The organism is Rufibacter sp. JT20002 (assembly GCF_056491185.1).
In genome coordinates this window covers 2,209,893-2,234,975 of the sequence record NZ_JBSZJY010000001.1, presented here as the reverse complement: position 1 = coordinate 2,234,975, position 25,083 = coordinate 2,209,893, and the positions used below count along the sequence as shown (strand labels likewise).

At 50.0% G+C, this 25,083-nt stretch carries 22 protein-coding genes; 7 read left to right on the top strand and 15 right to left on the bottom strand.

Annotated elements, in window-relative coordinates; all coding sequences use genetic code 11:
* Positions 1–88: 88 nt before the first annotated feature.
* Positions 89–712 (top strand): DUF4136 domain-containing protein, encoded by a 624-nt coding sequence (locus tag ACW9SV_RS08945; RefSeq protein WP_165864959.1) that lies wholly within the window; start codon positions 89–91, stop codon positions 710–712.
* 86 nt (positions 713–798) lie between these two features.
* Here ACW9SV_RS08945 and ACW9SV_RS08940 read toward each other — a convergent pair whose 3' ends face one another.
* The 11 genes from ACW9SV_RS08940 to ACW9SV_RS08890 all read right to left on the bottom strand — a co-directional run bounded on the left by ACW9SV_RS08940 (position 799) and on the right by ACW9SV_RS08890 (position 12,674).
* Positions 799–2,784 carry an OmpA family protein gene (locus ACW9SV_RS08940; RefSeq protein ID WP_479556392.1) on the bottom strand — a complete coding sequence of 662 codons (1,986 nt, stop codon included), beginning with the start codon at positions 2,782–2,784 and terminating at the stop codon, positions 799–801.
* An 18-nt stretch (positions 2,785–2,802) separates the two neighbouring features.
* Positions 2,803–3,756 carry a PorP/SprF family type IX secretion system membrane protein gene (locus ACW9SV_RS08935; protein ID WP_479556391.1) on the bottom strand — a complete coding sequence of 318 codons (954 nt, stop codon included), beginning with the start codon at positions 3,754–3,756 and terminating at the stop codon, positions 2,803–2,805.
* A gap of 34 nt (positions 3,757–3,790) precedes the next feature.
* Positions 3,791–5,947, bottom strand: a complete 2,157-nt coding sequence (locus ACW9SV_RS08930; protein WP_479556390.1) for an ice-binding family protein — start codon at positions 5,945–5,947, stop codon at positions 3,791–3,793.
* A 533-nt stretch (positions 5,948–6,480) separates the two neighbouring features.
* Positions 6,481–7,365 carry a lipoyl synthase gene (gene lipA / locus ACW9SV_RS08925; RefSeq protein WP_479556522.1) on the bottom strand — a complete coding sequence of 295 codons (885 nt, stop codon included), beginning with the start codon at positions 7,363–7,365 and terminating at the stop codon, positions 6,481–6,483.
* Positions 7,366–7,434: 69 nt separating this feature from the next.
* A complete protein-coding gene (locus tag ACW9SV_RS08920) occupies positions 7,435–8,208 on the bottom strand; it encodes a hypothetical protein (protein WP_479556389.1) in 774 nt (257 codons plus the stop codon).
* 86 nt (positions 8,209–8,294) lie between these two features.
* The gene (locus tag ACW9SV_RS08915) at positions 8,295–8,597 is read right to left on the bottom strand and encodes a hypothetical protein (RefSeq protein ID WP_479556388.1); all 303 of its coding nucleotides are present in this window, start codon (positions 8,595–8,597) and stop codon (positions 8,295–8,297) included.
* Between the two features lie 188 nt (positions 8,598–8,785).
* The gene (ytxJ, locus tag ACW9SV_RS08910) at positions 8,786–9,124 is read right to left on the bottom strand and encodes a bacillithiol system redox-active protein YtxJ (RefSeq protein ID WP_479556387.1); all 339 of its coding nucleotides are present in this window, start codon (positions 9,122–9,124) and stop codon (positions 8,786–8,788) included.
* A 41-nt stretch (positions 9,125–9,165) separates the two neighbouring features.
* On the bottom strand, positions 9,166–9,495 hold the full coding sequence (locus ACW9SV_RS08905) for a hypothetical protein (protein WP_479556386.1): 330 nt from the start codon (positions 9,493–9,495) through the stop codon (positions 9,166–9,168).
* A complete protein-coding gene (locus tag ACW9SV_RS08900) occupies positions 9,492–9,776 on the bottom strand; it encodes a hypothetical protein (RefSeq protein WP_479556385.1) in 285 nt (94 codons plus the stop codon). The genes ACW9SV_RS08905 and ACW9SV_RS08900 overlap by 4 nt, the downstream gene beginning before the upstream one ends.
* 108 nt (positions 9,777–9,884) lie before the next feature.
* Positions 9,885–11,864 (bottom strand): alpha-ketoacid dehydrogenase subunit alpha/beta, encoded by a 1,980-nt coding sequence (locus ACW9SV_RS08895; RefSeq protein WP_479556384.1) that lies wholly within the window; start codon positions 11,862–11,864, stop codon positions 9,885–9,887.
* Positions 11,865–12,209: 345 nt separating this feature from the next.
* Positions 12,210–12,674 carry a nuclear transport factor 2 family protein gene (locus ACW9SV_RS08890; RefSeq protein WP_479556383.1) on the bottom strand — a complete coding sequence of 155 codons (465 nt, stop codon included), beginning with the start codon at positions 12,672–12,674 and terminating at the stop codon, positions 12,210–12,212.
* Positions 12,675–12,921: 247 nt separating this feature from the next.
* On the opposite strand from ACW9SV_RS08890, the gene ACW9SV_RS08885 reads away from it, so the two are divergent.
* The 5 genes from ACW9SV_RS08885 to ACW9SV_RS08865 all read left to right on the top strand — a co-directional run bounded on the left by ACW9SV_RS08885 (position 12,922) and on the right by ACW9SV_RS08865 (position 19,751).
* Entirely contained in the window at positions 12,922–14,205 is a 1,284-nt protein-coding gene (locus ACW9SV_RS08885; RefSeq protein WP_479556382.1) for a M16 family metallopeptidase, read from the top strand.
* Positions 14,206–14,432: 227 nt separating this feature from the next.
* Entirely contained in the window at positions 14,433–14,915 is a 483-nt protein-coding gene (gene ispF, locus ACW9SV_RS08880) for a 2-C-methyl-D-erythritol 2,4-cyclodiphosphate synthase (protein ID WP_479556381.1), read from the top strand.
* 125 nt (positions 14,916–15,040) lie between these two features.
* Complete coding sequence (locus ACW9SV_RS08875; RefSeq protein ID WP_479556380.1) at positions 15,041–16,696, top strand: M28 family peptidase; 1,656 nt, start codon at positions 15,041–15,043, stop codon at positions 16,694–16,696.
* Positions 16,697–16,908: 212 nt separating this feature from the next.
* Positions 16,909–18,123: a thioredoxin family protein gene (locus ACW9SV_RS08870; protein ID WP_479556379.1), complete on the top strand. Its 1,215-nt coding sequence runs from the start codon at positions 16,909–16,911 to the stop codon at positions 18,121–18,123.
* 245 nt (positions 18,124–18,368) lie between these two features.
* Positions 18,369–19,751, top strand: a complete 1,383-nt coding sequence (locus ACW9SV_RS08865; protein ID WP_479556378.1) for a LutB/LldF family L-lactate oxidation iron-sulfur protein — start codon at positions 18,369–18,371, stop codon at positions 19,749–19,751.
* A gap of 88 nt (positions 19,752–19,839) precedes the next feature.
* On the opposite strand, the gene ACW9SV_RS08860 is transcribed toward ACW9SV_RS08865, so the two are convergent.
* From ACW9SV_RS08860 to ACW9SV_RS08845, 4 genes are all read right to left on the bottom strand, one after another.
* Positions 19,840–20,067 (bottom strand): hypothetical protein, encoded by a 228-nt coding sequence (locus ACW9SV_RS08860; RefSeq protein WP_479556377.1) that lies wholly within the window; start codon positions 20,065–20,067, stop codon positions 19,840–19,842.
* A 115-nt stretch (positions 20,068–20,182) separates the two neighbouring features.
* Complete coding sequence (locus ACW9SV_RS08855; RefSeq protein WP_479556376.1) at positions 20,183–21,259, bottom strand: aminotransferase class V-fold PLP-dependent enzyme; 1,077 nt, start codon at positions 21,257–21,259, stop codon at positions 20,183–20,185.
* A gap of 128 nt (positions 21,260–21,387) precedes the next feature.
* The gene (gene serA / locus ACW9SV_RS08850) at positions 21,388–23,280 is read right to left on the bottom strand and encodes a phosphoglycerate dehydrogenase (protein WP_479556375.1); all 1,893 of its coding nucleotides are present in this window, start codon (positions 23,278–23,280) and stop codon (positions 21,388–21,390) included.
* 183 nt (positions 23,281–23,463) lie between these two features.
* Positions 23,464–24,420 carry an asparagine synthetase A gene (locus tag ACW9SV_RS08845; RefSeq protein ID WP_479556374.1) on the bottom strand — a complete coding sequence of 319 codons (957 nt, stop codon included), beginning with the start codon at positions 24,418–24,420 and terminating at the stop codon, positions 23,464–23,466.
* Positions 24,421–24,581: 161 nt separating this feature from the next.
* Between ACW9SV_RS08845 and ACW9SV_RS08840 the strand changes: the two genes are divergently transcribed.
* Positions 24,582–25,046, top strand: coding sequence for an Lrp/AsnC ligand binding domain-containing protein (locus ACW9SV_RS08840; RefSeq protein ID WP_062543670.1), 465 nt, complete (start codon positions 24,582–24,584; stop codon positions 25,044–25,046).
* Positions 25,047–25,083 lie beyond the last annotated feature (37 nt).

The following is a 25,083-nucleotide window of genomic DNA, read 5'->3' as shown; positions in this document are numbered from 1 at the left end:
CGCTTTCATGTTATCAATCTGAAGCGGGGAGGCCATTTAAGAGATGTTTTTCTCCTATTCTTTCACTACACTAAAACTGTACAAATCAATGAAACCATTCAATAAGATAGCTAAGTTGATCACAGGGGTAATGATGGGGCTGTTGGTACTGGGTTTCACCGGTTGCGCCACCACTTACAACGTTACCACCGACTTTGACAAAGGCACCAATTTCCAGGCGTACAAAACCTGGCGCTGGTACCAGGACCAACCCGTTGCCAAGGATTCTACCAACCGTCGTTACACTACGTTTTTAGATAAACGCGTGAAAAACGCCGTAGAAGCCGAGATGCAGCGCCGTGGTTTCCAGAAAGCAAGTGCCTCTGACAAACCAGACATGTTACTGGCCTATGATTTCACCATCGAGAACCAGCAGCGCCTAAACCCTAACTTTGTAAGCGTGCCGTCTATCGGTTACGGGTACTGGTACGGTTACCGCTATGCGTATACCTACAACCGCCTGTACAACACCACCACTTTGCAGGACTATCAGCAAGGAACCTTGATTCTGGATGTGGTAGACGCCAAGTCTAATGAGTTGATCTGGCGCGGAAGCAGCGAAACCGCGGCCTCTGAAAGATCTCTCACCGATGAGAAAGTACAGCAGATTGTCTCCAGCATTCTGGCCAAATTCCCGCCACAAGAGCAGGAGAGAGCCACTGCCCGCCGGTAATTGGTCTCTTAAATAAAACAAAAGAGCCACTCAAATGAGTGGCTCTTTTGTTTTAAGCTTGCTTTAGGTAAAACACCTGCAAAACGTTACTTAATCTTGAATTCCGTACGGCGGTTGAGTTGGTGCTGGTCTTCGGTACACTCCACGCCATCGGCGCAGCCATTGATAAGGACGGTCTCGCCGTACCCTTTCCAGCTGAGTCGGTTCCTCGCAATGCCCTGGCTCACCAAGTACTCCACCGCCGACTGAGCCCGGCGCTCAGAGAGCACTTGGTTGTAACCATGGCCTTCGCGGCTATCGGTGTGGGAGCCTAACTCAATTTTGATACTGGGGTTGTCTTTGAGCATGCGCACCAGTTTGTCCAGTTCTTTGGCGGCATCTGGCCGGATGTTCCATTTGTCCAGGTCATAGTAGATGTTCTCCATGGCGATGACCTGGTTTTTCTGGCTCTTGTCGAAGATGAGCGTCACGCGGGTGGTATCAGCTAACTTCACGGTGTCAATGGCTATCAGTGCTGACTGGGTCAGGTACCCGAATTTGTCGCCTACCAGGTCATAGGTGGTTCCTTTCTGCACGCCGAACTTGTATTCCCCATTACGGTCAGAGAAAGCCACCACGGAATCATTGGTTTCTTTTGGAGTAAGTTTCAAACGGACATCGGCCAATGGCTGGTTGATGGCGCGTTTGCCTTTCACTTGCACTCTCTCCAAAGTCGTCACGAACAAGACTGCGTTGCTCAGCAGTTTAAACGAGTAAATGTCATCGGTGCCGTTGCCGCTGTCGCGGTTAGAGGACAGGTAACCTACCTGGGCATTATTCGCACCGCGCATGAACACCATCCCGAAATCGTCTTTGGGCGAGTTCACGGGTGCGCGCAGGTTCTCAGGTTTGCTCCAGGTGGCGCGGCTGCCTTTCACCTTGAACACATCCAGGCCACCGAAGCCGGGGTGCGTGTCTGAGGAGAAATACAGGGTACCGTTTTGGTCGAAGCCCGGGAACATCTCCTTGCCCACAGTATTCACCATATTGCCAGCGTTCATAGGTTGGCCCCAGGTGCCATCGGCCTGCAGTTCTGAGTAGTAGATGTCGGTCTCGCCGTAGCCGCCGGGTTTGTCAGATACGAAGTACAGCACCTTGCCGTCTGGAGAGATAGCCGGGTGGCCTACGCTGTATTCCTCCACCTTGTTATGGGCGAAAGGCTTCACCTCGGTCCAGTTGGCCCCATCACGGCGGGCCGAGAAGATCTCCAGGCGGTTCACGTAATCACTGGAGAGCGGCTTTTTCACCCAGCTGGTGGGATCCACATTAATGTCTTTCTGCTTTTTCTCCACCATGTGCGTGCGGGTGAAATACATGGTAGTGTTGGCGCTATCTAGCACCGCCGGGCCGTCATGGTACACCGAGTTTAGGGTGTTGCTCGCGATGGCAGGCATTTGCCAAGTGCTGTCTGCATTGCGCTGGGCGTAGAACATCTGCAGGTACGGGCGTCCGGTCCAGCCGTAGGTGCCGGCGTCCACGTCTTTGTTGCCGCTCACGTTGCCGCCCCGGTCTGAGGTAAACAGGATCCCTTGGTCATACACCGTCGGGCTGAAATCTGCGTTGCCGGAGTTGATCTGGGTTTCGTTCACTACAATGGCAGAGGCTGGTTCTTCCAGCAACTTCAATGCGGCATCAGAAGCTTGCGCCTTGGCGTTGGCTTTGGCAGCTTCGGCGGGCACTTTCCTCGCGTAATCCTGGTACTGGGTTTTCGCCTCGAAATACTTTCCGTTGCTCCGCAAAGCCTCAGCATAGTAATAGGTGTTAATGGGATCAGCCTCGGGCATGGCCACTACTTTGGCGTACCACTGCTCGGCCTCATTGGTGCGACCTGTCAGGCGATAGGCATCAGCTAAACGTTGGGCACCCTTCAAGTCGGGCTCCTTTTTAGAAAATACCTCCTGGTACTCTTCAATAGCCAGAGAATAGTCAAAGTTCTCGTAGAGCCGGTCGGCTTTGCGGGTGGTTTGGCAGCCGCTTAAGGCTAGGCTACCGGCAATGAAGGAAAGTAAAAGTGATTTGTATATGTTATACATAGAAGGGTCTAGTTAGAATTAGAAATACCGGGGAGTTACCATCTTGGTGGCTTCCTTTCTCAGGAAACTGTAGCCAACGGATATTTCATGGGTGCTCAAATCATTCAGGTTGCCGTGCAACGTAAAATCATGGGCGTAGCCTAAGCGCAGACGCTTAGTCACGTACAAATCAGCCATTGCTACTACTGCATCTTTGGAGGAAAGTCCCTTCGCCTCAAAGTCATTCTTGAAGATGTTCATGGCCGTGCGGTAGCTGGCACCTAACCAGATCCGCTCGCCAAACAAGAAGAAAGCGTTGAAGTCCACGTTGGTAGGGCCGTCAAAGTTCTCCTTCAGCATGATGCTGGGTTTCACCTTGATGTTATGGCTGATGTCGGCCACGTACCCGATGTTGAAGAAATAATGACGCTCCGGGTCATAGTTGATGTCTTTGTCGATGCCCAGCAGATCGGTCACGGAAACGCCGGCGTAGAAGCGCTCGGTATGGAAGAAAATACCTGCTTTGAGGCTGGGGCTCCAGGTGGTTTCCTTCTGGGCGTTGATGACCGCCGGATCTTCCTGGTCATTCCCAGTGACTAGTTTGGAACCGTCCACTGCGAAGTGCGACACCCCAGCCGCTAACCCGAAGGAAAGGATTCCGGTTTCACTTACCGGCAACTTCACGGCAGCGTCTACCTCAATGTTCTTACGGTTCTGGGCGAAAATCTCATCGCGGGTGGCGTGGAAGCCCACGCCCAGGTGCTTGTTTTTGGTAAGCCCGTCAATGCTGAAGGTTTGAGTATTAGGCGCACCCCGCAAACCTACCCACTGGGTGCGGTGGAAGGCATTAAGCGTAAGCGTTTCTTTGCTGCCGGCATAGGCCGGATTAATGACCAGTTGGTTGAAGATGTACTGGGAAAACTGCGACCGGTGCTGTGCCCAACCGCTTCCTGCAGTGAGCATAGTGATCAGTATGATAAAGATTCTTTTCATTTCTAAGGAAAATTAATGGTTGAACTACCTGCGTTTAGCGCACTACCTGTACCGGTCCTCTGAATACCTGGTCTTTGCCGTCACAGCCACGCACGCGTAGTACATAGAAGTAAGTGGCTTCTTCCAGGCCAGTAGCCCGCCAATCGTTCTTGTAGCTTTTGGTTTTGTAGATCTCGTTGCCCCAACGGTTGTAGATGGTCAGGTCATTATCAGGGAAGTTCAACAGGTTCCGGATCACAAAGGTGTCGTTGATGCCGTCGCTGTTCGGGCTGAACACCGTAGGCACCACTATCTCAGTACCGGCATCGGCGGCTCTTACTTCCACGGAGGCTTCGTTGCTGGCGCAGGTAGAACCGGTGGTGCTGGCTGTCACCTTCAGCGTACCAACGGCGTTGGTGTTGGCTGCTTTCAGGGTCACGGTAGTGCCAGTGGCGGTTGTGCTGTTATCAGCAAACGTGAAGCCGGCTGGGGCGGTCCAGGTATAGGCGACACCCGCCACTGGATTAGAGATAGTGTAGGTTAAGCCTGTACATGGTCCGCTGTTATCCACAATAATTGGTGTAGCCGGAGGAATGCTTGGGGTTACATCTGCCGTAGAAGCCGTAGCCGTACCGCAGGCGTTAGAAGCAACAACCGTTACTTTTCCTGGACCAGTACCAGCTTTCACCTGAATAGAAGTACCAGTAGCAGCACCTACTCTCTCCCAACCGGTACCGGAAACACTCCAGGTATAGGTCACGCCCGCCACTGGCTGGTTGACGCTGTATTGATAGGTGGTCCCAGCACACAATGCGGTTCCCGGGCCAGTAATGGTTGGAGCAGCCGGAGCAGTTCTTACCACCAGTTCAATCGGGAAGGCTTGGCTGTTCTGACAGTTGCCCGTAGTTACCGCCACAACGGAGATCGGATAAGTGCCCGCTGCCGTCGTAGCGCTTGCTCTCACCGTGAAAGAAGTCAGCGACTGCGATTCAATGGTGATGCCGCTGTTGGCTGGCGCCACAATGGCAAGGCTTGTCACGCCTGCTGAGACGTTGCTTACCGTAAAGGTGGTGGTTCCACCCACGCAGATTTCCTGCAGGCCTACTACATTCGGTCTGGCTGGACGCACGCAGGTAGTGGCTTCATCGGTTCCGCCGTTATTTTCAATAGCTGCAACGTTGGTGATTTCCCCAAGCCTCAGCGTTTTAGCGGTGATGGTCAACGTGGCGATGGAGTTCGCCGGCAAGGTACCGATGTTCCATATTCCCGTGGTGGCGTTATAGGTTCCTTTATCTGCTACCGCTGGAGGCACCAAGTCCAAGCCCTCTGGCAACCTGTCTTCCACAGTTACATTGGTGGCATCCACGGCTCCTGAGTTTGTGACTCTGATGGTATAAATGACATCATCGCCTAGAGTCACGGTGGTGGCGTTTACCGCCTTGGTGATGCTAAGGTTAGCGCTCCCAGGGGTTGTTCCCCCGCCACCGGTACCTCCATCGCCAGGGCCACCGTCTCCGCCGTCTCCATTATCTCCGCCATTATTAGTAGTAAGTGGCTCAGGCAAGGAAATGTTATTGTTGTTGAGGGTTACCGCTCCGTTTGTGGAAAGCACCCGTCCTACGAGCGTGGAGCTCAGGCTTAGAAAGGCGTTATTCTGCACCACAAAGTTTCCGCTCAAGGTAGAAGGTGTGGTCAACATCCCTCCTGTGCCTATGGTGATATTTCCGGTCACCCGGAAGAAGATGTTGTTTGGATTGGCGTTAAAAATATTGATGGCAGAACCTGGATCAATGACCAGGTCACCGTTCACCTGGATGATGAACACTGAGTTTGGGTTCCCCTGTCCGTCAAACTTAAGGCGGCCACTAATGCGTGCGTTGCCGTCAAATCTGTACACCCCGCGGGTAAGTAGGGTACCCCGCACGGCTGCTTCACCTTGGTTAAAGCCTTCGCCCAAGGTTTGCCCGGTCAGGTTACGGGTGGGGGTAAATTGCCCCAGTTCGTTATACACCCGCACTACATCGGCTTTGGCAGTGGCTGCTGCAGCATTTCCGCGCTGGGTATCTCCCAACACTTTTCCTGTTGGAAAACCTACCACCACAGCACCAGGCGAGGTGCCAAGATCGCCATAAATAATGCTGCTTCCGGTACTGGTAACCGTACTACTCCCAAGAACCGCATACTCGCGGGCCGCACCCAAAGAAGGAGCCATTAGGGTTTGAGCACTTGAAGAGGAAAAAACAGCATAAAATGCTGTCAACAAGAGTAAGAGTTTCTTCATATGAAGTGGTAAAGGATATTGTGATAATGTTTTATCTCAGATATTCCTATATAGGAATAGAGCCCCTGCATGTACTTAGCTTGCAGGCAAAGGTTTTAGCTTATAGGAAAGATGCAAAATGCGCGAGAAGGACAGAAATAAGCTTTCTGGCAGCAGGCTTGGCTACTTGGTGCTTTTTAAAAATCCCGGGGCAGGAAAATGCTTTTTTACAGCGCAGATGAGTAGATATGTACGCAAGGTAGTTTTAAATAAATAGGAAAAAGTTTTTATTTCACTCCTTTTGCGTAAAACCGCACTCAAGTGATTAAATACGATTTTATATTTTTTATTCAATTTTATGGTTTACTCTTCACTTCTTGATTTCATTACAATCAGAGAAAAGACACTACAAATAGTCCAAAAAAAAGGCCCTGCTAATTAGCAGAGCCTTTTTTTTGGACTATTCTTTAAAAACGTGCTTAAAACTACACGTGCACGTGACGCTCGGCATGGTAAGAGGAACGCACCAGCGGACCAGACTCTACATATTTCAAGCCACGGTTCAAACCTTCCTCGCGATAGTGCGCAAACAAATCTGGGTGAATGAACTCGGCTACCTCAATGTGCATCTTGGTAGGCTGCAGGTACTGGCCTAGCGTCAGGATATCTAAACCGTTGGCGGCTAAGTCATCCATGGCTTCGTACACCTGCTCTTTGGTTTCGCCTAAGCCTAGCATGATACCACTCTTGGTGCGCTTGCCATACTCTTTGGTACGCTTGATTTGCTCCAAGCTGCGGTCATACTTGGCCTGTGGACGCACCTGACGGTACAGGTTCCGAACGGTTTCCATGTTGTGCGATACCACTTCCTGTCCCGCAGAGATCATCACCTCCAAAGCTTCCCAGTTGGCTTTCACGTCTGGGATAAGCGTTTCAATGGTGGTTTCCGGCGAAAGGTTCTTGATCTGCACCACAGTCTCGTGCCATACACTAGCGCCACGGTCTTTCAGTTCGTCGCGGTTCACCGAAGTGATCACGGCATGCTTCACGCCCATGAGTTGAATGGCTTCGGCCACGCGGCGGGGCTCATCCAGGTCATACTCGTTAGGGCGGCCAGTGGCCACGGCGCAGAAAGAACAGGAGCGGGTACATACGTTGCCCAAGATCATGAAGGTAGCTGTGCCGGCTCCCCAGCACTCACCCATGTTTGGGCAGTTTCCGCTTTCGCAGATGGTATGTAGTTTATAGGTATCTACCAGTTGTCTGACCTTGGCGTATTCTTTGCCTACCGGCAATTTCACGCGCAGCCAGTCTGGCTTACGGGTTTTAGTTTGAGCTTCTGCTGGTTGAATAACCGGCAACGCAATCAATTGATCCATGTAGCAAAGGTACTAAGTGAGGAGCGGATAGGCAAAAAACAGCCAAAAGGGATGGATCGTTCAACGGCGGCGCCCGTAATATAGCGTCAGGTAAACAGAGGTGAAGACATTGCGGCTAGGGGCATCCGGAATCATGGTCATGTCTCCGGCAAAAGCCTCCACCAACAAGCCCACTTCAATACCTGTTACGCTCTCCATATAGCGGCCGTACTCAAAGGAAACCCCTGCTTTGGCATTGGCTCCTACCCTAAAGCTAGGCTCACTTAAGCCCTTGAAAACCCCAGGCGCGCCTACAATCAGGCCCTCGTTCGTGTGGATGTTGGGATCGTACTGTTCGGTACTGATCAACACAGGACCTACCAGGTAGTATTGTTGGGTTCTAGGATCAAGCACGTAGTTGCTACGGTCATACTCTATAAAGTATGGGGCCATGATGCCCAGAGAAGGTCCGGCAGCCACAATCCCGTTCACTTGTACACCAGACTCGGCGGCTTTCCGGAAGAAGGTGTATTCCCGTCCGTACTGCGGCCGCAGCACAAATAGGTAATTGCTTTTGCCTTTCACAAAGGAAGCCCCGTTCTGCAGGTTCTGCAGGCGCACCTCTTTGGGGTGTTTCACCTCAACGCCTTCCAAAGCCCAGAACTGGTACCATTTACCACCTAAATGATACACCTGTTTTATCATGGCTCCGCCCAGAAGCCCACCATTAGAATTAAAATTGAGTCCGTAGGTGAACTCCCTGGAATAGCCTTCCTCTTCTTCTGCTGTTTGGGCCATGGCCAGACCAACCGGAAGAAAGCATATGATGACAAGCACGAGTAGAAATCTGCGCACAGAGCAAAAGGCTAAGTTTTGTTTAAATGTAAATAACTTTACAAGCACCTGCAAATCTTAAAAGTAAGACAATGAGTTCAATGACGCTAACATAATCTGGTCAACTCCGCACCCAGGGAACTCACCTTGCCTTGGGCAACGCTGTGGCAGTTGGCTCCATGGGCAATAACGGCTTTGTGGAATGTACTCTCTCCCACACGTCTGGTCTTCCGGTGCAATGGTAGCTGCATCAAAGCCATTACAGGCTTTACAACCCCTTGCACCGTTATTGACTTAGCCGGTTTAATCATGACCATCGATAAGAAAATGATGGCAGATTTCCGGCAGAATTCAGAAAATGTGCTGGAAGCGCAAATAGCCCCCAGTTCTTTCACAGACAAGAAAAGCATGATGTTGAAAAACGCAACCTGCACTTGCCCTGTCGCTCTTCGTCTACAACCCGTTACCTCTTCGTTTGCTTCGTTCCTATTATGCTTAGCGCTGATATAGAACGAAATAGCGGCTGTTTTTGATATAAAAAAGAATCCCGCCAGAAGTATTTAATAATGAATACCTCGGGCGGGATTTATCCAGTTCTTTAGGAAGCTAATTTCTTCACTTCCTGCAGATTAATCCCTAAATGCGATCCATGGTATTGGCACTGCCCGTCTTTGATAAACAGGAGCTGCGGAGACTCGTGCTTTACGGCAAATGACTGCGCAATCTCAGCAGATACGGGACGGTAGTTTAACAAGTCCAAGTAATAAGGTTTCACATTGCCCAGACCAGCATCTGCCCACTGCCGCTCCAGCCTGCTTTTGGCCGTGGCACTGATAGAGCAGGTCGTGCTATGCTTGAATATAACTACTGGTTGCCCTTTAGACTCTTCTTTGATCTGCTCTATTTGCTCAATGCTGTTAATTGGATTCCACTGCATAATGATGATCTATAAATTACGTGATGTTGAACGCCCTTGATTTATCTGTTTCTTGGCTGGGCGTTCTTTTTAGCAAACAATTTAGGTTTGATAACCGCTGTTCCGTCTTCACTGATCGGCATCAGGTCTCTTTTCTTTCTCTTTTTCAGCTTACGGCCGCTCTCCCCCTTCCGGTGATTGTACGCACTTACATCAAGATGCGATTCACTGTAGTCAGACCTTACTTTTTTGGCATCTCTGAGGCTGTTTTTTACCTCGCGTTTTTGCTGGCCAGGACTAGTATAAGCTGTCTGCGCCGCAGCCGGCTGGTTCAGTCCTAAAGCCAACACCACTCCCGCTATCAAGATAATAATGAGTAAAGGTTGTTTCATCCTAATCCTACTTTTTCTAGTAAACTCTGCTTCCGTTTAGGGGTAGGGATCTTGGTTTTCTTTTTCTTAAGCAACCCCTGCTTGTTGTACTCCATGTCGCGGCCACCATAATCGCGGCCTTCATCGGCTTGGTCTTCCTGGGTAATCTCCTTCTTCTTGAAGAAAGAAAACTTCTTTTTCCCGGAGACATCTGGGCAGGCAATTCTATTGGAGTTGCATCCAACTATAGCCAAGCTCATGGACAAAACCACTAACCCTATTGCAAAGCGAATCTTTTTCATACCTGGTTCAACATATGGTATACGTGTAGCAATCTACGTTGGCTGCATCTTGTCTCCGTTTTAGGGCAGTTAAGGAATAAACTGCCCTAAAACGGAGACAACAGTTCTCTAAAAACTCAGCAGCGCCTCTATTTTCTCTCTCAGTCGTTTTACCGGCAGGAACTCCTGCTCCAGCGGCGGCGCAAACGGAATAGCGGTGTCCAGACCGCCTACCCGCACCACTGGGCCATCTAGCTGGGTGAAGCAGCTTTCTGAGATCCAAGCGGCAATCTCGGCGCCAATGCCTCCCGTCAGGGTGTCTTCGTGCAGCACAATCACTCGGCCGGTTTTGGTCACGGTCTGGCGCACGGCCTCTTTGTCCCAGGGCAGCAGCGAGCGCAAATCCAGGATATCGGCAGACACATCTGGCATGGTATTCAGGAGCTGCTTGGCCCAGTGCACACCCATGCCGTAGGTGATAATAGAGAAGTCATTTCCTTCCTGTGCTAGGCGGGCCCGCCCAATCTCCACGGTGTAGTAATCATCCGGAATGGCTTCTGACAACGCGCGGTACAGCAGTTTATGCTCAAAGAACATGACCGGGTTAGGATCTTCAATGGCGGCGTTCAGCAGGCCTTTGGCGTCATAGGGCGTTGATGGATAGACAATCTTGAGGCCGGGCGTGTGGAAGAACCAGGCTTCGTTGCTTTGCGAGTGGAACGGACCGGCTGCCGCGCCTGCGCCCGTAGGCATGCGCACCACTACATCGGCGTTCTGGCCCCAGCGGTAGTGGCTTTTGGCCAAGTTATTTACAATCTGGCTAAAACCGGCGCTCACGAAATCAGCGAACTGCATCTCCACCACCGACTTCTTTTTCCTGATAGACATGCCCAAGCCAATCCCCAAAATCGCAGATTCACACAAAGGCGTGTTGCGGATGCGCTCTTTGCCAAATTTGTCCACAAAACCCTCGGTCACTTTGAAGACCCCGCCGTATTCTGCGATGTCCTGGCCCATGATCACCAACTCTGGATACCGTTCCAAGCTTTGGCGCAGGGAATCTGAGATGGCATCCACGAAACGGCGTTCAGAACGGGCGCTGTCCCTAGGCTTGATCACATTCTGGATGAACGGCTGGTACATATCGGCAAGCTCTTCCTTCACATCCGGAGTAGGCATGGGCGTGTTGTGCGCCACTTCCAACCCACGCTCAATCTCCTCGCGGAACTCCTCCCGGATAGCGGCCATAGACTTAGGCGTCAGCACTTTCTCGTCCAGCAGGTATTTCTCAAAGTTCTCTACCGGGTCTTTCTTGCTCCAGCGCTCAAACAGTTCCTGTGGCACGTACTTGGTACCAGAGGCTTCTTCGTGCCCGCGCATCCTGAACGTCATCGCCTCAATCAACATCGGGCGTGGATTTTTCCGGATGCTGTAGGCGGCCTGGCGCACGGTATCATACACCTCCAGCACGTTGTTGCCGTCTATCTGCAGCGCATCAATGCCGTAGGCCGGGCCCTTATCAATGAAGTACTGGCATTTGAACTGTTCGTTGCTGGGGGTAGACAAGCCGTAGCCGTTGTTCTCAATCATGAAGATCACGGGCAAACCCCACACCGCTGCCACGTTAAGCGCTTCGTGGAAATCGCCTTCGCTGGCGCCCCCGTCTCCACTGTACACCAGGGTCACCTTCTCACGTTTGTCCAGCATCTCGGCTAGGGCAATCCCATCGGCCACCGCCAGCTGCGGCCCTAAGTGCGAGATCATACCCACAATGTGGTGCTCATTGGTCCCGAAGTGGAAAGAACGGTCTCGACCTTTGGTAAAACCAGTTCTTTTTCCTTGGAATTGGGCGAACAACCGATCCAACGGAATATCGCGACAGGTAAAAACCCCCAGGTTGCGGTGAAGCGGTAAAATATATTCGTCTGGCTCTAAGGCCAAGGTTGAACCCACGGAAATAGCTTCCTGCCCGATGCCCGAGAACCACTTGCTTACTTTGCCTTGGCGCAGCAAAATCAACATTTTCTCCTCAATCATGCGGGGCTTGAGAATACCGCGGTACAAGTGCAGCAGCTCGTCGTCTGTATAGTCTTTTCTGTTGAATTTCATGGTTTTCGCGTTATCTGCGAGGCGTAAATTTAGTGCAATAGCCCGTGCCTGGAAACAATTGCCCCAGTTATTTTTACTTATCGTATCTGGGCCAGTTTGGGGAAATTATGCTAAAAACGACCTGTAACCTGGGTTTGGTCTGCGTCACTAAACCCGTCACCTGATTTATTTAGCGGAATGAGCGCAACTGGAAGAAAGTTAACCCAAAGACGAGCAGATTAGCATTCATAAAGCCTTAGCATGGAGATAACTGCTTCACAAACAAACCCAAGCAACATAAAAAACCCTCGCACCTCTCAAAGGAGAGACTGCGAGGGTAAATAACTTTCTTAAGGCCTGATTCCCTTAATTCACTGCATTCACAATAGCTTCTAACTGAGCATTAGTGGGTGTCAAGTTAAAGCTGAGGACATTGATTTTCCAGGAGTCCCCGTCTTTGATCAAATGGCTTACCAAGCGCCAAGGAATGTTGGGCGTAAATACATCCATCTTAAACTGCTCAATTACCGTGGCTGAGGTAGCGCTCTCGTCCATCTTTATCTTCCTGACGTCTACCTTATGATTGGCAAAGTTCAACGTGGAATCCCCAAGCACCTGCGTCATGTAATCTGAATATTGCTTCTTATCAAATAACTCCGTTGGATCTGTAGCACTAAAGTGTCCGTCTTCTGCAAGAAAACTAACCATTTCCGTAGCCTTTTTATTCGCCAAGGAAGAATGGAATTTGTCCATCAATTCAGAGACATTGGTTTGGGATGCAGTAAGGTCAGCAGGGGCTTCCTGATTTGTTGTTGACAAGATGTTTTCCATAAAAGATAGCTATAGGTTTTAGATATATATCTACTAAATATAACTTAATTTAATTATATAAAAAAATCAATATATTCAAATACAATATCTAATAATCCACCTCTTGAAACACTGAGCTGTTTCCGTGTGTTTCACTGTTACTACCCGCAACTACCCTCTTTCTTAAAGGCAACTTTAATTTTAAGACTGGGTTTACGTACTTTCGTACATTGTCTCCCCCTATCATTAAGAGAGGACACTTTTGATTATGATTCAGTATAAAGAATTCACTTTAGATAATGGCCTTCGCTGTCTGGTGCACGAAGACACCACCACCCCGCTAGCGATCCTGAACGTGTTATATAACGTGGGCTCCCGTGATGAAGAAGAGACCCACACGGGGTTTGCCCACTTGTTTGAGCACTTGATGTTCAGCGGATCGGTGAACATCCCTAATTACGATGAGCCCCTGCAGCAGGCAGGCGGAGAGAACAATGCCTTCACTTCGCCAGATATTACAAACTATTACCTCACCGTACCTGCCCAGAACATTGAAACTGGCTTCTGGCTGGAGTCTGACCGCATGCTGGGCCTGGCGTTCAGTGAAAACGGACTGGAAGTGCAACGCAAAGTAGTGGTAGAGGAATTCAAGCAAAATTACCTGAACCAACCCTACGGCGATGTTTGGCTGAAATTGAGACCGTTGGCCTACAAAGAACACTCCTATAAGTGGGCCACCATAGGCAAAGAAATCAGCCACATTGAAAATGCGGTGATGGATGACGTAAGGGCCTTTTTCAAGAAGCATTACTCCCCCGCTAACGCTATTCTGGTACTGGCAGGAAACATTACCTTTGAGCGCGCCAAGGAACTCACCGAAAAATGGTTCGGCCCAATCCCCGGAGGCGTGAAATACGAGCGCAACCTGCCCGCAGAGCCGCGTCAGACCGAAGCCCGCTTCCTAGAAGTAGAGGCCGAAGTTCCCCTAACTGCTCTGTACAAAGCCTACCATATGCCCGCCCGCACCAGCCCTCACTACTACGCCGCCGATTTGCTAAGCGATGTGCTGGGTCACGGCGACTCTTCTAGACTGTACAATGAATTGGTGAAAGGGCAGAAGCTATTCAATTCTATCTCTTCGTTTGCGACTGGCTCTATGGAACCAGGGATGCTGGTTATCCAGGGTAAACTGAACGTGGGCGTAGACCCACAAGTGGCCAATGCCGCCATAGAGGCCATTGTTGAAAAGATCCGGGCCGAGCACGTGAGCGAGGAAGAACTGCAGAAGGTGAAAAACAAGGCTGAAACGTCTATTGTCTTCTCAGAGATTGAATTGCTGAACCGCGTCTTGAATTTGGCCGTGGGCAAACTAATGGGCAACCCCAACCTGGTCAACGAGGAAGGCGCCTTGATTCAAGCGGTCACCTCTGAGGATATCTACCAACAGGCCCAGGAGATCCTTCGGCCCGAGAACTGCTCCACCCTCCTCTACAAAGCCGCTCCCGGCAACGAGGCGCAAGAGGAACTGGAGGAAGTACTGGAGGAGGAATAGTTTGTTTCGGGGCTGATTTTTGGAAATCAGCCCTGAAACAAACTATTCCTCTTTTCTCTTGTCATCCTGAAAGGATTTTGGGGCGAACGGGAATGGGGACTACTAAAAGCCATTCTAGTCCGCCCACAAGATCTTTACAAGATGACATATTTATTACTCAATTTGTTATTCTTAACTATCATCACCTAACGTCTACCATCTAACATCAAGGTACTAGCTTCTACTCTATGAGCTTCAACATAAGAACCGGCTTCGGCTACGATGTGCACCAACTGCAGGAAGGATTGGACTTCTGGCTGGGTGGCATCAAAATACCCCATACGCACGGTGCCCTGGGCCACTCAGATGCCGATGTATTAATTCACGTGATCTGCGATGCCCTACTTGGGGCTGCCAACCTCCGCGACATCGGATTCCATTTCTCAGACAGAGACCCCAAGTACAAAGGCATTGACAGCAAGATCCTGCTGCGCGAGGTTCTGATACTCATCCGGGAGAAAGGCTACGAGGTAGGCAACATTGATTCTACCATCTGTTTGCAGGAACCCAAGGTGAATCCCCACATTCCGGCCATGAAAACCTGTTTGGCCGAGGTCATGGAGATTCCAGAGGACGATATCTCCATCAAAGCGACCACTACCGAGCAATTGGGTTTTGTGGGCAAAAAAGAAGGGGTTGCCGCGTACGCTACCGTATTGATTCACAAATAAGAGGCTTCTTTGAGGCACCATTTTTGCCTTAATTTGGTAAAAGCCAGCCTAAAACGCCTATCGTTTGTTCGTTAGGCAAAAAATGAGTAGCATTAACGTCTTATTCCAGAACAACAAACAGATTCATGAAAAAGCATTTGTACACGTTGGGTATGGCCGCCGCGTTCCTGTCGGCTTGCTCTTCGTCCCAAACCCCTTCGGCTTCCACGGCCGGAAGTGCTACAACGGGTAGCAGTGCCGCGGCCGGCTCCGGTGCCAGCGCCGCCAACCCCACGCAATATGCCAATACCATCACTGCGGCAGATCTTGAGAAATACCTGCGCGTTTTAGCCTCTGATTCCTTGGAAGGTCGTGAGACCGGTGAGCGCGGACAGAAAATGGCAGCCGAATACATCTCCAATCACTTCAAGGCAATTGGTGTTCCGGGTCCGGTAAATACGGGGTCAAACCCGTACTACCAAGTCTTTGACCTGGAAAAAAGCAGTTGGGGCGAAGGCTACGTAACCGTAGGTTCCAAAAGATTTACCATGGGCAAAGACTTCTTTGTACTGGGCGCCTCGCCGTACCAGAACGAGGAAACGGCCCAAGTGGTGTTCGCCGGTTATGGCATTGATGAATCAGCTTACTCAGACTACACCAACCTGGACGTAACTGGCAAAGCCGTAGTAGTTCTGGCCGGTGAGCCTAAGAAAGCAGATGGTACCTACCTCCTGAGCGGCACCGATAAGATGAGCACCTGGTCACAGGATGCTCGCACCAAAGCCGCTGCCGCTACTAAAAAAGGCGCGAAAAGCGTGTTCGTAGTGATGGGCACCACCGATGCTGAGTTCCAACAAATGACAGCCCGCTACGCCGGCATGCTGACTCGCCCGTCCATCGGGTTTGGGACATCAACCACGCAACCACGTGCGGCCAACATCTACGTGTCTCCTAGCATGGCATCGGCTTTGCTGAACACCAAACCAGAGCAGTTGGCCTCTTACGGTGCATCGGTGGCCAAAGCAGGGAAAGCAGTAGCCTCTCCGTACAAAGCAGCCACTAACGTAAAAATCAAAACGGCTCGTAACCGTCAGCCATTGCCTACCGAAAACGTGTTGGGCTACATTGAGGGATCTGACCTGAAAGACCAACTGATTGTCATCAGTTCCCACTATGACCACGAAGGCATCAAGAATGGTGTGGTGTACAACGGCGCCAACGACGATGGATCTGGCACCATGGCGGTAATGGAATTGGCCCAGGCGTTTGCCGAAGCCAAGAAAAACGGTCACGGACCGCGCCGCAGCATCTTGTTCCTGACAGTGACTGCTGAAGAGAAAGGTCTGCTAGGCTCTGAGTACTACACTGACCATCCGGTTTTCCCGCTGGAGAACACCGTAGCCAACCTAAACATAGACATGATTGGCCGCACCGACAAAGAGCACGAAGGCAAGCCAGACTATATCTACGTGATTGGATCTGACAAGCTTTCTTCTGAGTTGCACGCCATCTCTGAGAACGCGAACAAGACCTATTCCAACATAGACCTGGACTACACCTTCAACGACCCTAACGACCCTAACCGGTTCTACTACCGTTCAGACCACTACAACTTCGCGAAGCATGGTATTCCAATCGCCTTCTACTTCAACGGAGTGCATGACGATTACCACCAGCCTACTGATGACGTGGATAAGATCAACTTCCAGTCAGCCGAGAAAGTAACCCGCCTGGTGTTTTACACCGCTTGGGACCTGGCCAACCGCACTGAGCGCATCAAGGTAGACAGCAATAAGAAATAACTTCAATAGGAATACGGAGAGGGAGAGGCTTTGGCCTCTCCCTCTTTTTTTCAGGCGTTGAGTTCCTTATCTTCCGTAAAACAAAGACTTTGGAGACGTTTGCGCATACTTATACACAGGAGTAGTTGTAAGAGAAAATTAAACCCCTTCATTTTATAAATGCCCCAGGGCCAAGACTACTTCCTAGTCGTGGACTCGGTACTAATTCAAATATGCCAATACCCTATAAAAGACTTCACCTTACCATCATTACAGCATTTCTTCTATTCCTCACTTTCTTACCCGCGAAGGCGCAGGAGAAAGCAAGCATAAACTTCGTCTCTACTTCGTGGGAACAAGTGCTTCAAACTGCGAATCAAGAAGGGAAAGCTGTCTTTCTATATGCCTCAACACCTGGTTGTCGGTACTGCAAGCAAATGGAGAAGGAAGTCTTTCCTCAAAAAGAAGTCGCTGATTTTTACAACACCTCATTTGTCAGCTATAAGATCAACATAGAGGACAACGCCGAAGGTGAAGCACTGGCGAAAAGATACGCTATCTCCAGTTTTCCTTCTTATTTGTACTTTGACAAAGACGCAGAACTACTGCACCAAAGCGGTGCCGGCAAGTCGGCCGAAGCATTTATAGAGGATGCCAAGAATGCCTTTGATCCAAACAAAGCACTGTTCTCCCTGAAAAGAAGGTATGATACCGGTGATAGATCGGCCGCCTTTCTGTTCCGCTACAGCAATGCCCTATCCCAATTTTACCAAGCCGATGGTCCAGAAGAGGCTGTGGTGGCTCAATACCTGGCCACCCAAACGCCAACGCAACTAGAGTCAGAAGAAAACCTGAACTATATCTTCTCTCGGCATTTGGGCTTCCGCTCTTCCGCTACACGGTATTTTCTAAGGAATCAAGACCAATTCACGCCTTTATTCAAAGAGGAGGAAGTAAAAAGCAAAGCACGAAAGATTATCACCCAAACTGCTCAATCAGCGGGCTCGGAAAACGACCTAACTCTACTAAAAGAAGTACAGCAAGCCGTTTCCATTAATTTTAAAGACACTGAACGGCTAAATGCCCTCACCATGATTTATTTTTACGCCGGACGACAAGATTGGCCCAAGTACGCTCAGGAGACGCTGGCATACAGCAAAAAGTCTGGAAGAGATGATTGGCGTACGCTGTATGAGACGGGAATGTACCTTAATGCTTTTGCCAAAGACAAAGAAGCGCTACAACTAGGCACCCAACTCATGAAAAGAGCCGTAGACTTGCATAGAAACTCAGAAAACCTGTACCTGTCCGCGCAATTGCAGCACAAAGCAGGAAGAGATAAAAAGGCCACCAAAGAGGCCAAAGAAGCCCTAGAATTAGCAAAGAACACCGGAGAAGACTTCACCAACATCAGCACCTTTCTAAATGAACTGAAGCCCGGCCTTTAAAGACACCGGCGTCTTTTCTGCTTGTTTTCAGAAAATAGGCACCAAAATGTATCTGCTGCTAATTCTTCACGTTATCTGCTAATAGAAAGCCCCCTGCAAAACGAAAACAAGGGCAATAGGCCGCAACAATCCATGAGAAGTATGCACCTTGTTGTCTAATTGCGCTAAAGGTTCGTTAATTTTGCAGATCTCTTATAAATCAGTAGATTGGGCACAGCCCTTTTACATATATTCGACTAAGTACCTTGAGCATAAAACTAAAGCAGTTTCTGCAGGACTCAGAAAACAAAGCGTTTGACCTAGAGCATCGGCAGAAGATCCGCTTCAACATTGGCAAGTACAATGCCGCCGTGCAGAATGGCATGAGCGCCTACGAGCACCATGAACTGGCGCGGGAGCGGGCCTCTTTCCTCAAAACTCAGACCATCAACAACCTGGACAAATACTTGGTGGAGTTTGAGAACAATTTCACCAAACGGGGCGGAAAGGTGATCTGGGTCCAAAATGCAGAGGAAGCCCTGCGCGAGATTGGCGCCATCATGAAGCGCAAACGCGCAAAATCGGTGGTAAAGTCCAAGTCTATGAGCACCGAGGAAATCCACCTGAACGATTTCCTGGAGAAGAACGGCGTGGAGACGGTGGAAACCGATTTAGGAGAATACATTGTGCAATTGGCCGGTCAGCGCCCGTACCACATTGTAACCCCCGCCATGCACATGTCTAAAAAGGACATTTCGCAGCTGTTCACTAAAAAGCTGGGCATTCCGCTCACCGATGACGCCCAACAACTGGTACTCACGGCCCGCAAACTGCTGCGCGAGAAATACACCCAAGCAGAGGTAGGCATCAGCGGAGCCAACTTCCTCATTGCCGATGTAGGTGGCATTGCCGTAACGGAGAATGAGGGGAACGCCCGTTTATCCACTACTTTCCCTAAAACCCATATTGCCATTGTTGGCATTGAAAAGCTGATTCCGTCCATGCTGGACCTGGATCTTTTCTGGCCTTTGCTCAGCACCAGCGGGACTGGCCAGAACGTGACCATCTACAACACCATATTAACCGGCCCCAGACAGCCTACCGAGAAGGACGGGCCCGAGGAGATGTACGTGGTGCTACTAGACAATGGCCGCACCAACCTGTTGGCCCAACCCGATCAGCGCGAGGCCTTGAACTGCATTAGGTGCGGTGCCTGCCTTAACGTTTGCCCGGTGTACAAGAACATAGGCGGGCATACCTATGAGACCACTTACAGCGGCCCTATCGGCTCAGTGATTACCCCGCACTTGGCGGGCATGGAAGAGCATAAGCACTTAAGTTACGCCAGTTCGCTGTGCGGCGCCTGTACCAGCGTGTGCCCGGTGAAGATAAACCTGCACAACCTTTTATTGCTTAACCGCAAGCAAAGCGTGGAAGAAGGATTGGTAGACAAGAATGAGAAACTTGCCTTTAGATTCTGGGCAAAAGGCATGCAGAACCGCAAGCTCCTAAACCTGGCCCCAGCCTCCGTCAAAAACTTTGTGTTAGGCCATGTGCAGAAGGAAACCTGGAGTAAACGACGGGAACCCTTGGTAGCCGCTCCTCTTTCTTTTAACCAGATGTGGCGAAAGCAGCGCAAAAACTCCTAGAAACAGAAAATGCCTCCTGATGCAGGAGGCATTTTCTGTTTCTAAAAACTTGTCGTTTGTCTGTCAGGGTAGGCAAGAAGCCTTTTTCCTAAGCTGATTGGAAAAGGGATTTCTTCTTGCGGCCTGCCGTACGCTTCTTCACATAGCTCCCATTGTTACGTTTGATCTGTTTATATCTTGCCATAGAAACCTTCTTCTTTTTCTTGAAGAAGGGAAGTTCTTCTTTTGCAAGAGCTGCGTCTGTAGCAGCAGATGCCAAGGGAGAGATAGAAATAGCGAGTGCACAAAGCAAGAGAGTAAGCAAGTACTTCTTCATGAGGAGCGTGTTGTTTTAGTTATATAAATTACTTTTAATGCCCAATATTAGACAGTAAATTTAAATAAACCAAGTTTATTTATACACAAATCACGCTTTAATCTAGTTTTTACACTTATAAGCTCTGAAGCGCTCGCACCAAACTATCCACCTCCTGTTCTAAAATAGCTGGAAAATTGGCGATTCTGACCTGTTTTTCCTTGAAAGAACCATAACCACTACCCACTACCATTCCCTTAGATTTTAAGGTAGAAATTATTTCGGCGGCAGGTTTTTCCAGCACATCCGCTACAATAACCGTAGGAGATCTATGCGCTTTCTCCTGAACGAAAGGCGAGAAAAGGGTGCTTTCTTCCAGAAAAGAATAGAGCTTCTGAGCCTTGGCCTCCGTCTCCTGCCGGATCACGTCAACGCCCTTCGCCAGCATGTCTTCCACCACATGGGCCAGCAGGTAAATATCCAGCACATTGGGCGTACTAGGCGTCTGGAACTGTTGGTACTGCTCGTGCAAAGAGGCAAGGCTGTGGTGCCCACCGGTATATTGTCGGCCCTCAAGTTCAGCCGCCTTGGTACGGCACCGTTCGTTCACGAGCCACACGCCTAACCCAGCAGGCAGGCCAAACCCTTTCTGCACCGAGAAAAACGCCATGTCTATTTTGGAGAAGTCAAGGGCGGCATACGGAGCCCCAGAGACGATATCCACCGAGATCAACGGCTCGGGGAAACGCGCACGCAACTGATGAATATCGGAAACAGGCATACACACCCCAGAACTGGTTTCATTTTGGGTTATGGCCAGCAGTTCCGTTCCTGCCGGCACCTGAACTTGCTCCAAAGAGAACCCTTTCCCAAATGGCACCTGTAGTACCTGCGCATCACGGCCTAGCCATTTGGCATGGTCCAGGTACTTCTTGGAGAAAGAGCCGTTCACCAGGTGATAGGTATTAAGGGCAGTAAGACTCTGCAGACTGCGCTCCCAGATTTCCGTAGCCGACCCGGTAAAGTAAATGGCGTAATTCTCGGGAAGGCTTAACAAAGCCCGCAGTCCGGCATCAGCCCGTTTATACAAATCTTTGAATGCCTGGCTTCGGTGCGACTGGGAAAACACCTGTTTGTCTAAGGCAGTTTGCAGATGCCCTGCCACCGTTGGATACAGTTGGGCCGGGCCGGGAGTGAAATAAACAGAAGCCATAGTAAATAGTGAGTGGATGAGTGATTACCAGATTAAGTGAATGAAAGAAGCTGTTTTCAACCCGTTTACAGGAAACAAGGCTAAAAACAGCTTTTACTTTAGTTACTAAGAAAAGCGGGTGCTTTCTATTAATACAGCGTCCGGGATTTGATGGTATCCGGGATTTGCTTCAGTTGCTTGATAACGGAGCGGTCATACTTGGTGTCCACATCCGTGATCACGTAACCAATGGTTTCATTGGTTTTCAGGTATTGGCCCAAAATGTTGATCTGGTTCTCGGCCAGCGCATTGTTGATTTTGGCCAGAATACCCGGCACGTTGCGGTGAATGTGGATAAGACGGTGCGCATTCCGGAGAGCTGGCAATTGTAGGTTAGGAAAGTTCACGCTGTTGTAAGAGCCGCCAGTGTTGATATAGTCAATCATCTTAGACGGTACGTACTGCGCAATGTTCTCCTGGGCTTCCTCGGTACTCCCCCCCACGTGCGGACTCAGCAACGTGTTAGGCAAGCCTCGTAACGGCGACTCAAACCGCTCCTGGTTATTTTTAGGCTCATACGGGAACACGTCTACAGCGCAGCCTCGTATCTTGCCGCTTTTGATGTTCTCGGCTAGGGCATCAATGTCCACCACGTGGCCCCGGGCCAGGTTCAGGAACAACACGCCCGGCTTCATCAGCTCAAACTCTTTCGGCCCGATGATGTTTTTGTTTGACGCGCGGCCGTCCACATGCAAGGTGACAATATCGGCTAAGGCCAGCAGTTCCGCCAGCGAATGGCAGACCTTTGCGTTTCCTAGGGCCAGCTTATCCACCACGTCATAGAAGTACACCTCCATGCCCAGCCCTTCGGCCAGCACGGAGAGTTGCGAGCCAATGTTGCCGTACCCGATAATGCCCAGTTTCTTTCCCCGGATCTCGTTAGAACCTTTCGCTGATTTATCCCACTCGCCTTCGTGCAGGCGGTTACTTTTACCTACCAAGCCTCTGGATAGCATAATGATCTCCCCTATGGCCATTTCCACCACGCTGCGGGTATTGCTGTAAGGCGCATTGAACACCACAATGCCGCGCTCGGTACAGGTCTGCAGATCTATCTGGTTTGTACCGATGCAAAAGGCGCCTACTGCCATCAAACGCGGGGCATGGGCCAAAGCCTTAGCGGTTACCTGCGTTTTAGACCGGATGCAGAGAATAGATACGTCATGCAACTGGGCGCAAAGTTCGTCTTCTTCCAAAGCACCCGCGATCACCTCTACCTGGTATCCTTCCTGCCGGAACATATTGATGGCCCGCTCATGGATTCCTTCCAGCACCAGCACCTTGATGCGGTTCTTGGGGTAGGAAAGGGCGCTGGGTAGCTTGTTCACGTACAGAAACTCGTCCAGGCTGGGAGTGACGTGATCGGCTTTGTCTACCACGCTGTCGCGGCTCACGTTCTCAGTAAAAGCATAGAATTTATCAGCAATCCCGGCCTCTTTGATTTCATAGTCGGTGTAGCCGTCCCCAATGACGTAAACCTCCCCGGGTAGGCTCATGCTTTTGATCTGCTTGGCTTTGCCCTGATTTTGGGTGAGCACATTGGCGCGGTCAAAGCCAGTGATGTTGCCCGCCTCGTCATAGGTAAAGCTATTGGCAAACACATTCTCTGGCTTTACCCCCAACTCCTGCACAATAGGCACAATAAATTCCTTGAACCCGTTGGAAATGATGTAAATATCGTCTTTAAAAGCCTCAAAGAAGGCTTTGTTGTGCTTAAAGGATTCTGAAATCTGGCCCCGCAGGTGCTCGATGAGGGTGGAGAGGTGTTCGCGATTGGCATTCAACAGGGCTAGTCGCTGATCCAGGGATTCCACCAACGGAATCTCGCCTTCCATGCCTAAGTCGGTGATGCGCTGGATCTCGGCGAGTACTTTCTGTCTGCGTGCCGGATCTGGAATACAGATGGCGCAGAGTTCGTCTAGGGCTTCTACCTTGGTAAAGGTACTGTCAAAGTCAATGATGAAGTGCTTGTGCGTACTCATAGATGATTTGTTTTGCGATACCGGGCAGATGTTCTCCGCCAAAGCTCCTGTTTTTGAAAGGCCGCCCCAGCAGGATTGGCGCCTCAATATCGGGGAGGATACGGTTAAATGAAAAGTGTTTTCTGATTGTTTTATCAAAACGACCAGAAAACACTTGTTTTTCCTATTGAAAACCTGCTTCTGTTAGAAAAGTGCTGGCATACCTGGCCGGCGGGAAAAAGGGGTTACGTCATTGATATCCTTCACGCGGCAGATGAAACGGGCCATGCGCTCCACCCCAAAACCAGCCCCGGCGGTGTACGGCAACCCATGGTCTTTGGCCACCTGCAGGTAGTGCCGGAAGGCTTCCTGGTCGGCACCGGTTTCTCCCATGCGCTTCAAGATCTGGTGGTACTCGTTTTCGCGCTCGGCGCCGGAAAGCCCTTCCCCGAAGCCCTCGGGCCAGATAAGGTCATAGTTCAGGTATGTGCCGGGTTTGGCAGGGTCTTCTTTGTCATAGAACTCACGGCGGTGGTTTAAGAGCCAGAACGGGGCAGTGGCTTCCATGGATTTGACATGCTCGTAATCTGGACCGTACTGCGCCTCCAATTCCTCGGTGCGGTACACTTCCAATTGACCTACTTCCGGCAAAGAGTCGGGGCGGTATTTGGCCATTATCTCTGGTAGGTCTTTTTTTACGCTGGCAAAGATGTATCTTACCAAATCTTCCATGAAGGAGCGCACAAATGCGCCATCTTTCTCCCGGAACTCAAAGTCTATCTGCGTGAACTCAAACAGGTGGCGGCCCGTAAATGCACGGTCAGCAAACTCTAACCGAACATTAGGTGACACAATGTACAAGGCCTCCAGCTCTGGGTTTAACAGCGCCAGTTGCTTATGAAAGATCATGGATTTGGTTAAACTCCAGCGGTTACCGGCGTAAGAGATGGCAGCATCCACCACGCCATGGTTCAACGGATCGGTGATGGGAGAGAGCATCAAGGGCATAAGTTGCACCAATCCGCGCTCAAACATGAACTGGTGCGTAGCCCTGATAATGGCTTGTTGCACTTTTAAGACATCTACGGTAGAAGCCCCCTGTAATTGGGCTAAAGTTGTTTCTAAACTTACTTTTACCTCTTCTATCAAATCCGCTTGCATAGAAATTTTATAAATGTGTTAACAATTAACCATTTTACTTATAACAAATATAACAATTTCATATACAAATTAGTAATTTGATAAAATTATTTTTTGTATCTTAGCACATCCCTAAAAAGGGATATTATTCGTTGTAGAATTGTTAAATCTAGATCTATAAAATGGCCCAAGTTTCAGAAATTGATAATCTTGACAGAAGAATTCTTTCCATGCTCATGTTAGATGCCACCAGAGCCTACACCGATATAGCGAAAGAACTGCAAGTTTCTGGGGGTACCGTACACGTGCGCATGAAAAAGTTGGAAGATCTGGGCGTGATCAAAGGATCGCACCTGTTCATCAACCCCAACGCAGTAGGATATGACATCTGCGCCTTCATTGGTATCTACCTGGAGAAAGGCTCAGCGTACCAGACGGCCGTTACCGCTATGCGGCAAGTGCCCGAAATTGTTGAAATGCATTATACCACGGGCCAGTGGAGCATGTTTGCCAAAATCATCTGCCGTGACACCCTGCACCTGCGCGAAGTATTGAACGAGAAAATACAAGCCATTGAGGGCGTGGAGCGCACAGAGACTTTCATTTCGCTAGAGGAGAGCATTACCCGGCAGGTAGATATTCTATAATTCCTATAAATGCTTTCTGCGGCTCATTGCCCGAATA

What these genes read in the sequence shown, in the direction of transcription:
- ACW9SV_RS08945 (WP_165864959.1), top strand. Translation starts at nt 89, where the DNA reads ATGAAACCATTCAATAAGATAGCTAAGTTGATCACAGGGGTAATGATG.
- ACW9SV_RS08940 (WP_479556392.1), bottom strand. Translation starts at nt 2,784, where the DNA reads ATGTATAACATATACAAATCACTTTTACTTTCCTTCATTGCCGGTAGC.
- ACW9SV_RS08935 (WP_479556391.1), bottom strand. Translation starts at nt 3,756, where the DNA reads ATGAAAAGAATCTTTATCATACTGATCACTATGCTCACTGCAGGAAGC.
- ACW9SV_RS08930 (WP_479556390.1), bottom strand. Translation starts at nt 5,947, where the DNA reads ATGGCTCCTTCTTTGGGTGCGGCCCGCGAGTATGCGGTTCTTGGGAGT.
- ACW9SV_RS08915 (WP_479556388.1), bottom strand. Translation starts at nt 8,597, where the DNA reads ATGCTTTTCTTGTCTGTGAAAGAACTGGGGGCTATTTGCGCTTCCAGC.
- ytxJ (WP_479556387.1), bottom strand. Translation starts at nt 9,124, where the DNA reads ATGCAGTGGAATCCAATTAACAGCATTGAGCAAATAGAGCAGATCAAA.
- ACW9SV_RS08905 (WP_479556386.1), bottom strand. Translation starts at nt 9,495, where the DNA reads ATGAAACAACCTTTACTCATTATTATCTTGATAGCGGGAGTGGTGTTG.
- ACW9SV_RS08900 (WP_479556385.1), bottom strand. Translation starts at nt 9,776, where the DNA reads ATGAAAAAGATTCGCTTTGCAATAGGGTTAGTGGTTTTGTCCATGAGC.
- ACW9SV_RS08895 (WP_479556384.1), bottom strand. Translation starts at nt 11,864, where the DNA reads ATGAAATTCAACAGAAAAGACTATACAGACGACGAGCTGCTGCACTTG.
- ACW9SV_RS08890 (WP_479556383.1), bottom strand. Translation starts at nt 12,674, where the DNA reads ATGGAAAACATCTTGTCAACAACAAATCAGGAAGCCCCTGCTGACCTT.
- ACW9SV_RS08885 (WP_479556382.1), top strand. Translation starts at nt 12,922, where the DNA reads ATGATTCAGTATAAAGAATTCACTTTAGATAATGGCCTTCGCTGTCTG.
- ispF (WP_479556381.1), top strand. Translation starts at nt 14,433, where the DNA reads ATGAGCTTCAACATAAGAACCGGCTTCGGCTACGATGTGCACCAACTG.
- ACW9SV_RS08875 (WP_479556380.1), top strand. Translation starts at nt 15,041, where the DNA reads ATGAAAAAGCATTTGTACACGTTGGGTATGGCCGCCGCGTTCCTGTCG.
- ACW9SV_RS08870 (WP_479556379.1), top strand. Translation starts at nt 16,909, where the DNA reads ATGCCAATACCCTATAAAAGACTTCACCTTACCATCATTACAGCATTT.
- ACW9SV_RS08860 (WP_479556377.1), bottom strand. Translation starts at nt 20,067, where the DNA reads ATGAAGAAGTACTTGCTTACTCTCTTGCTTTGTGCACTCGCTATTTCT.
- ACW9SV_RS08855 (WP_479556376.1), bottom strand. Translation starts at nt 21,259, where the DNA reads ATGGCTTCTGTTTATTTCACTCCCGGCCCGGCCCAACTGTATCCAACG.
- serA (WP_479556375.1), bottom strand. Translation starts at nt 23,280, where the DNA reads ATGAGTACGCACAAGCACTTCATCATTGACTTTGACAGTACCTTTACC.
- ACW9SV_RS08845 (WP_479556374.1), bottom strand. Translation starts at nt 24,420, where the DNA reads ATGCAAGCGGATTTGATAGAAGAGGTAAAAGTAAGTTTAGAAACAACT.
- ACW9SV_RS08840 (WP_062543670.1), top strand. Translation starts at nt 24,582, where the DNA reads ATGGCCCAAGTTTCAGAAATTGATAATCTTGACAGAAGAATTCTTTCC.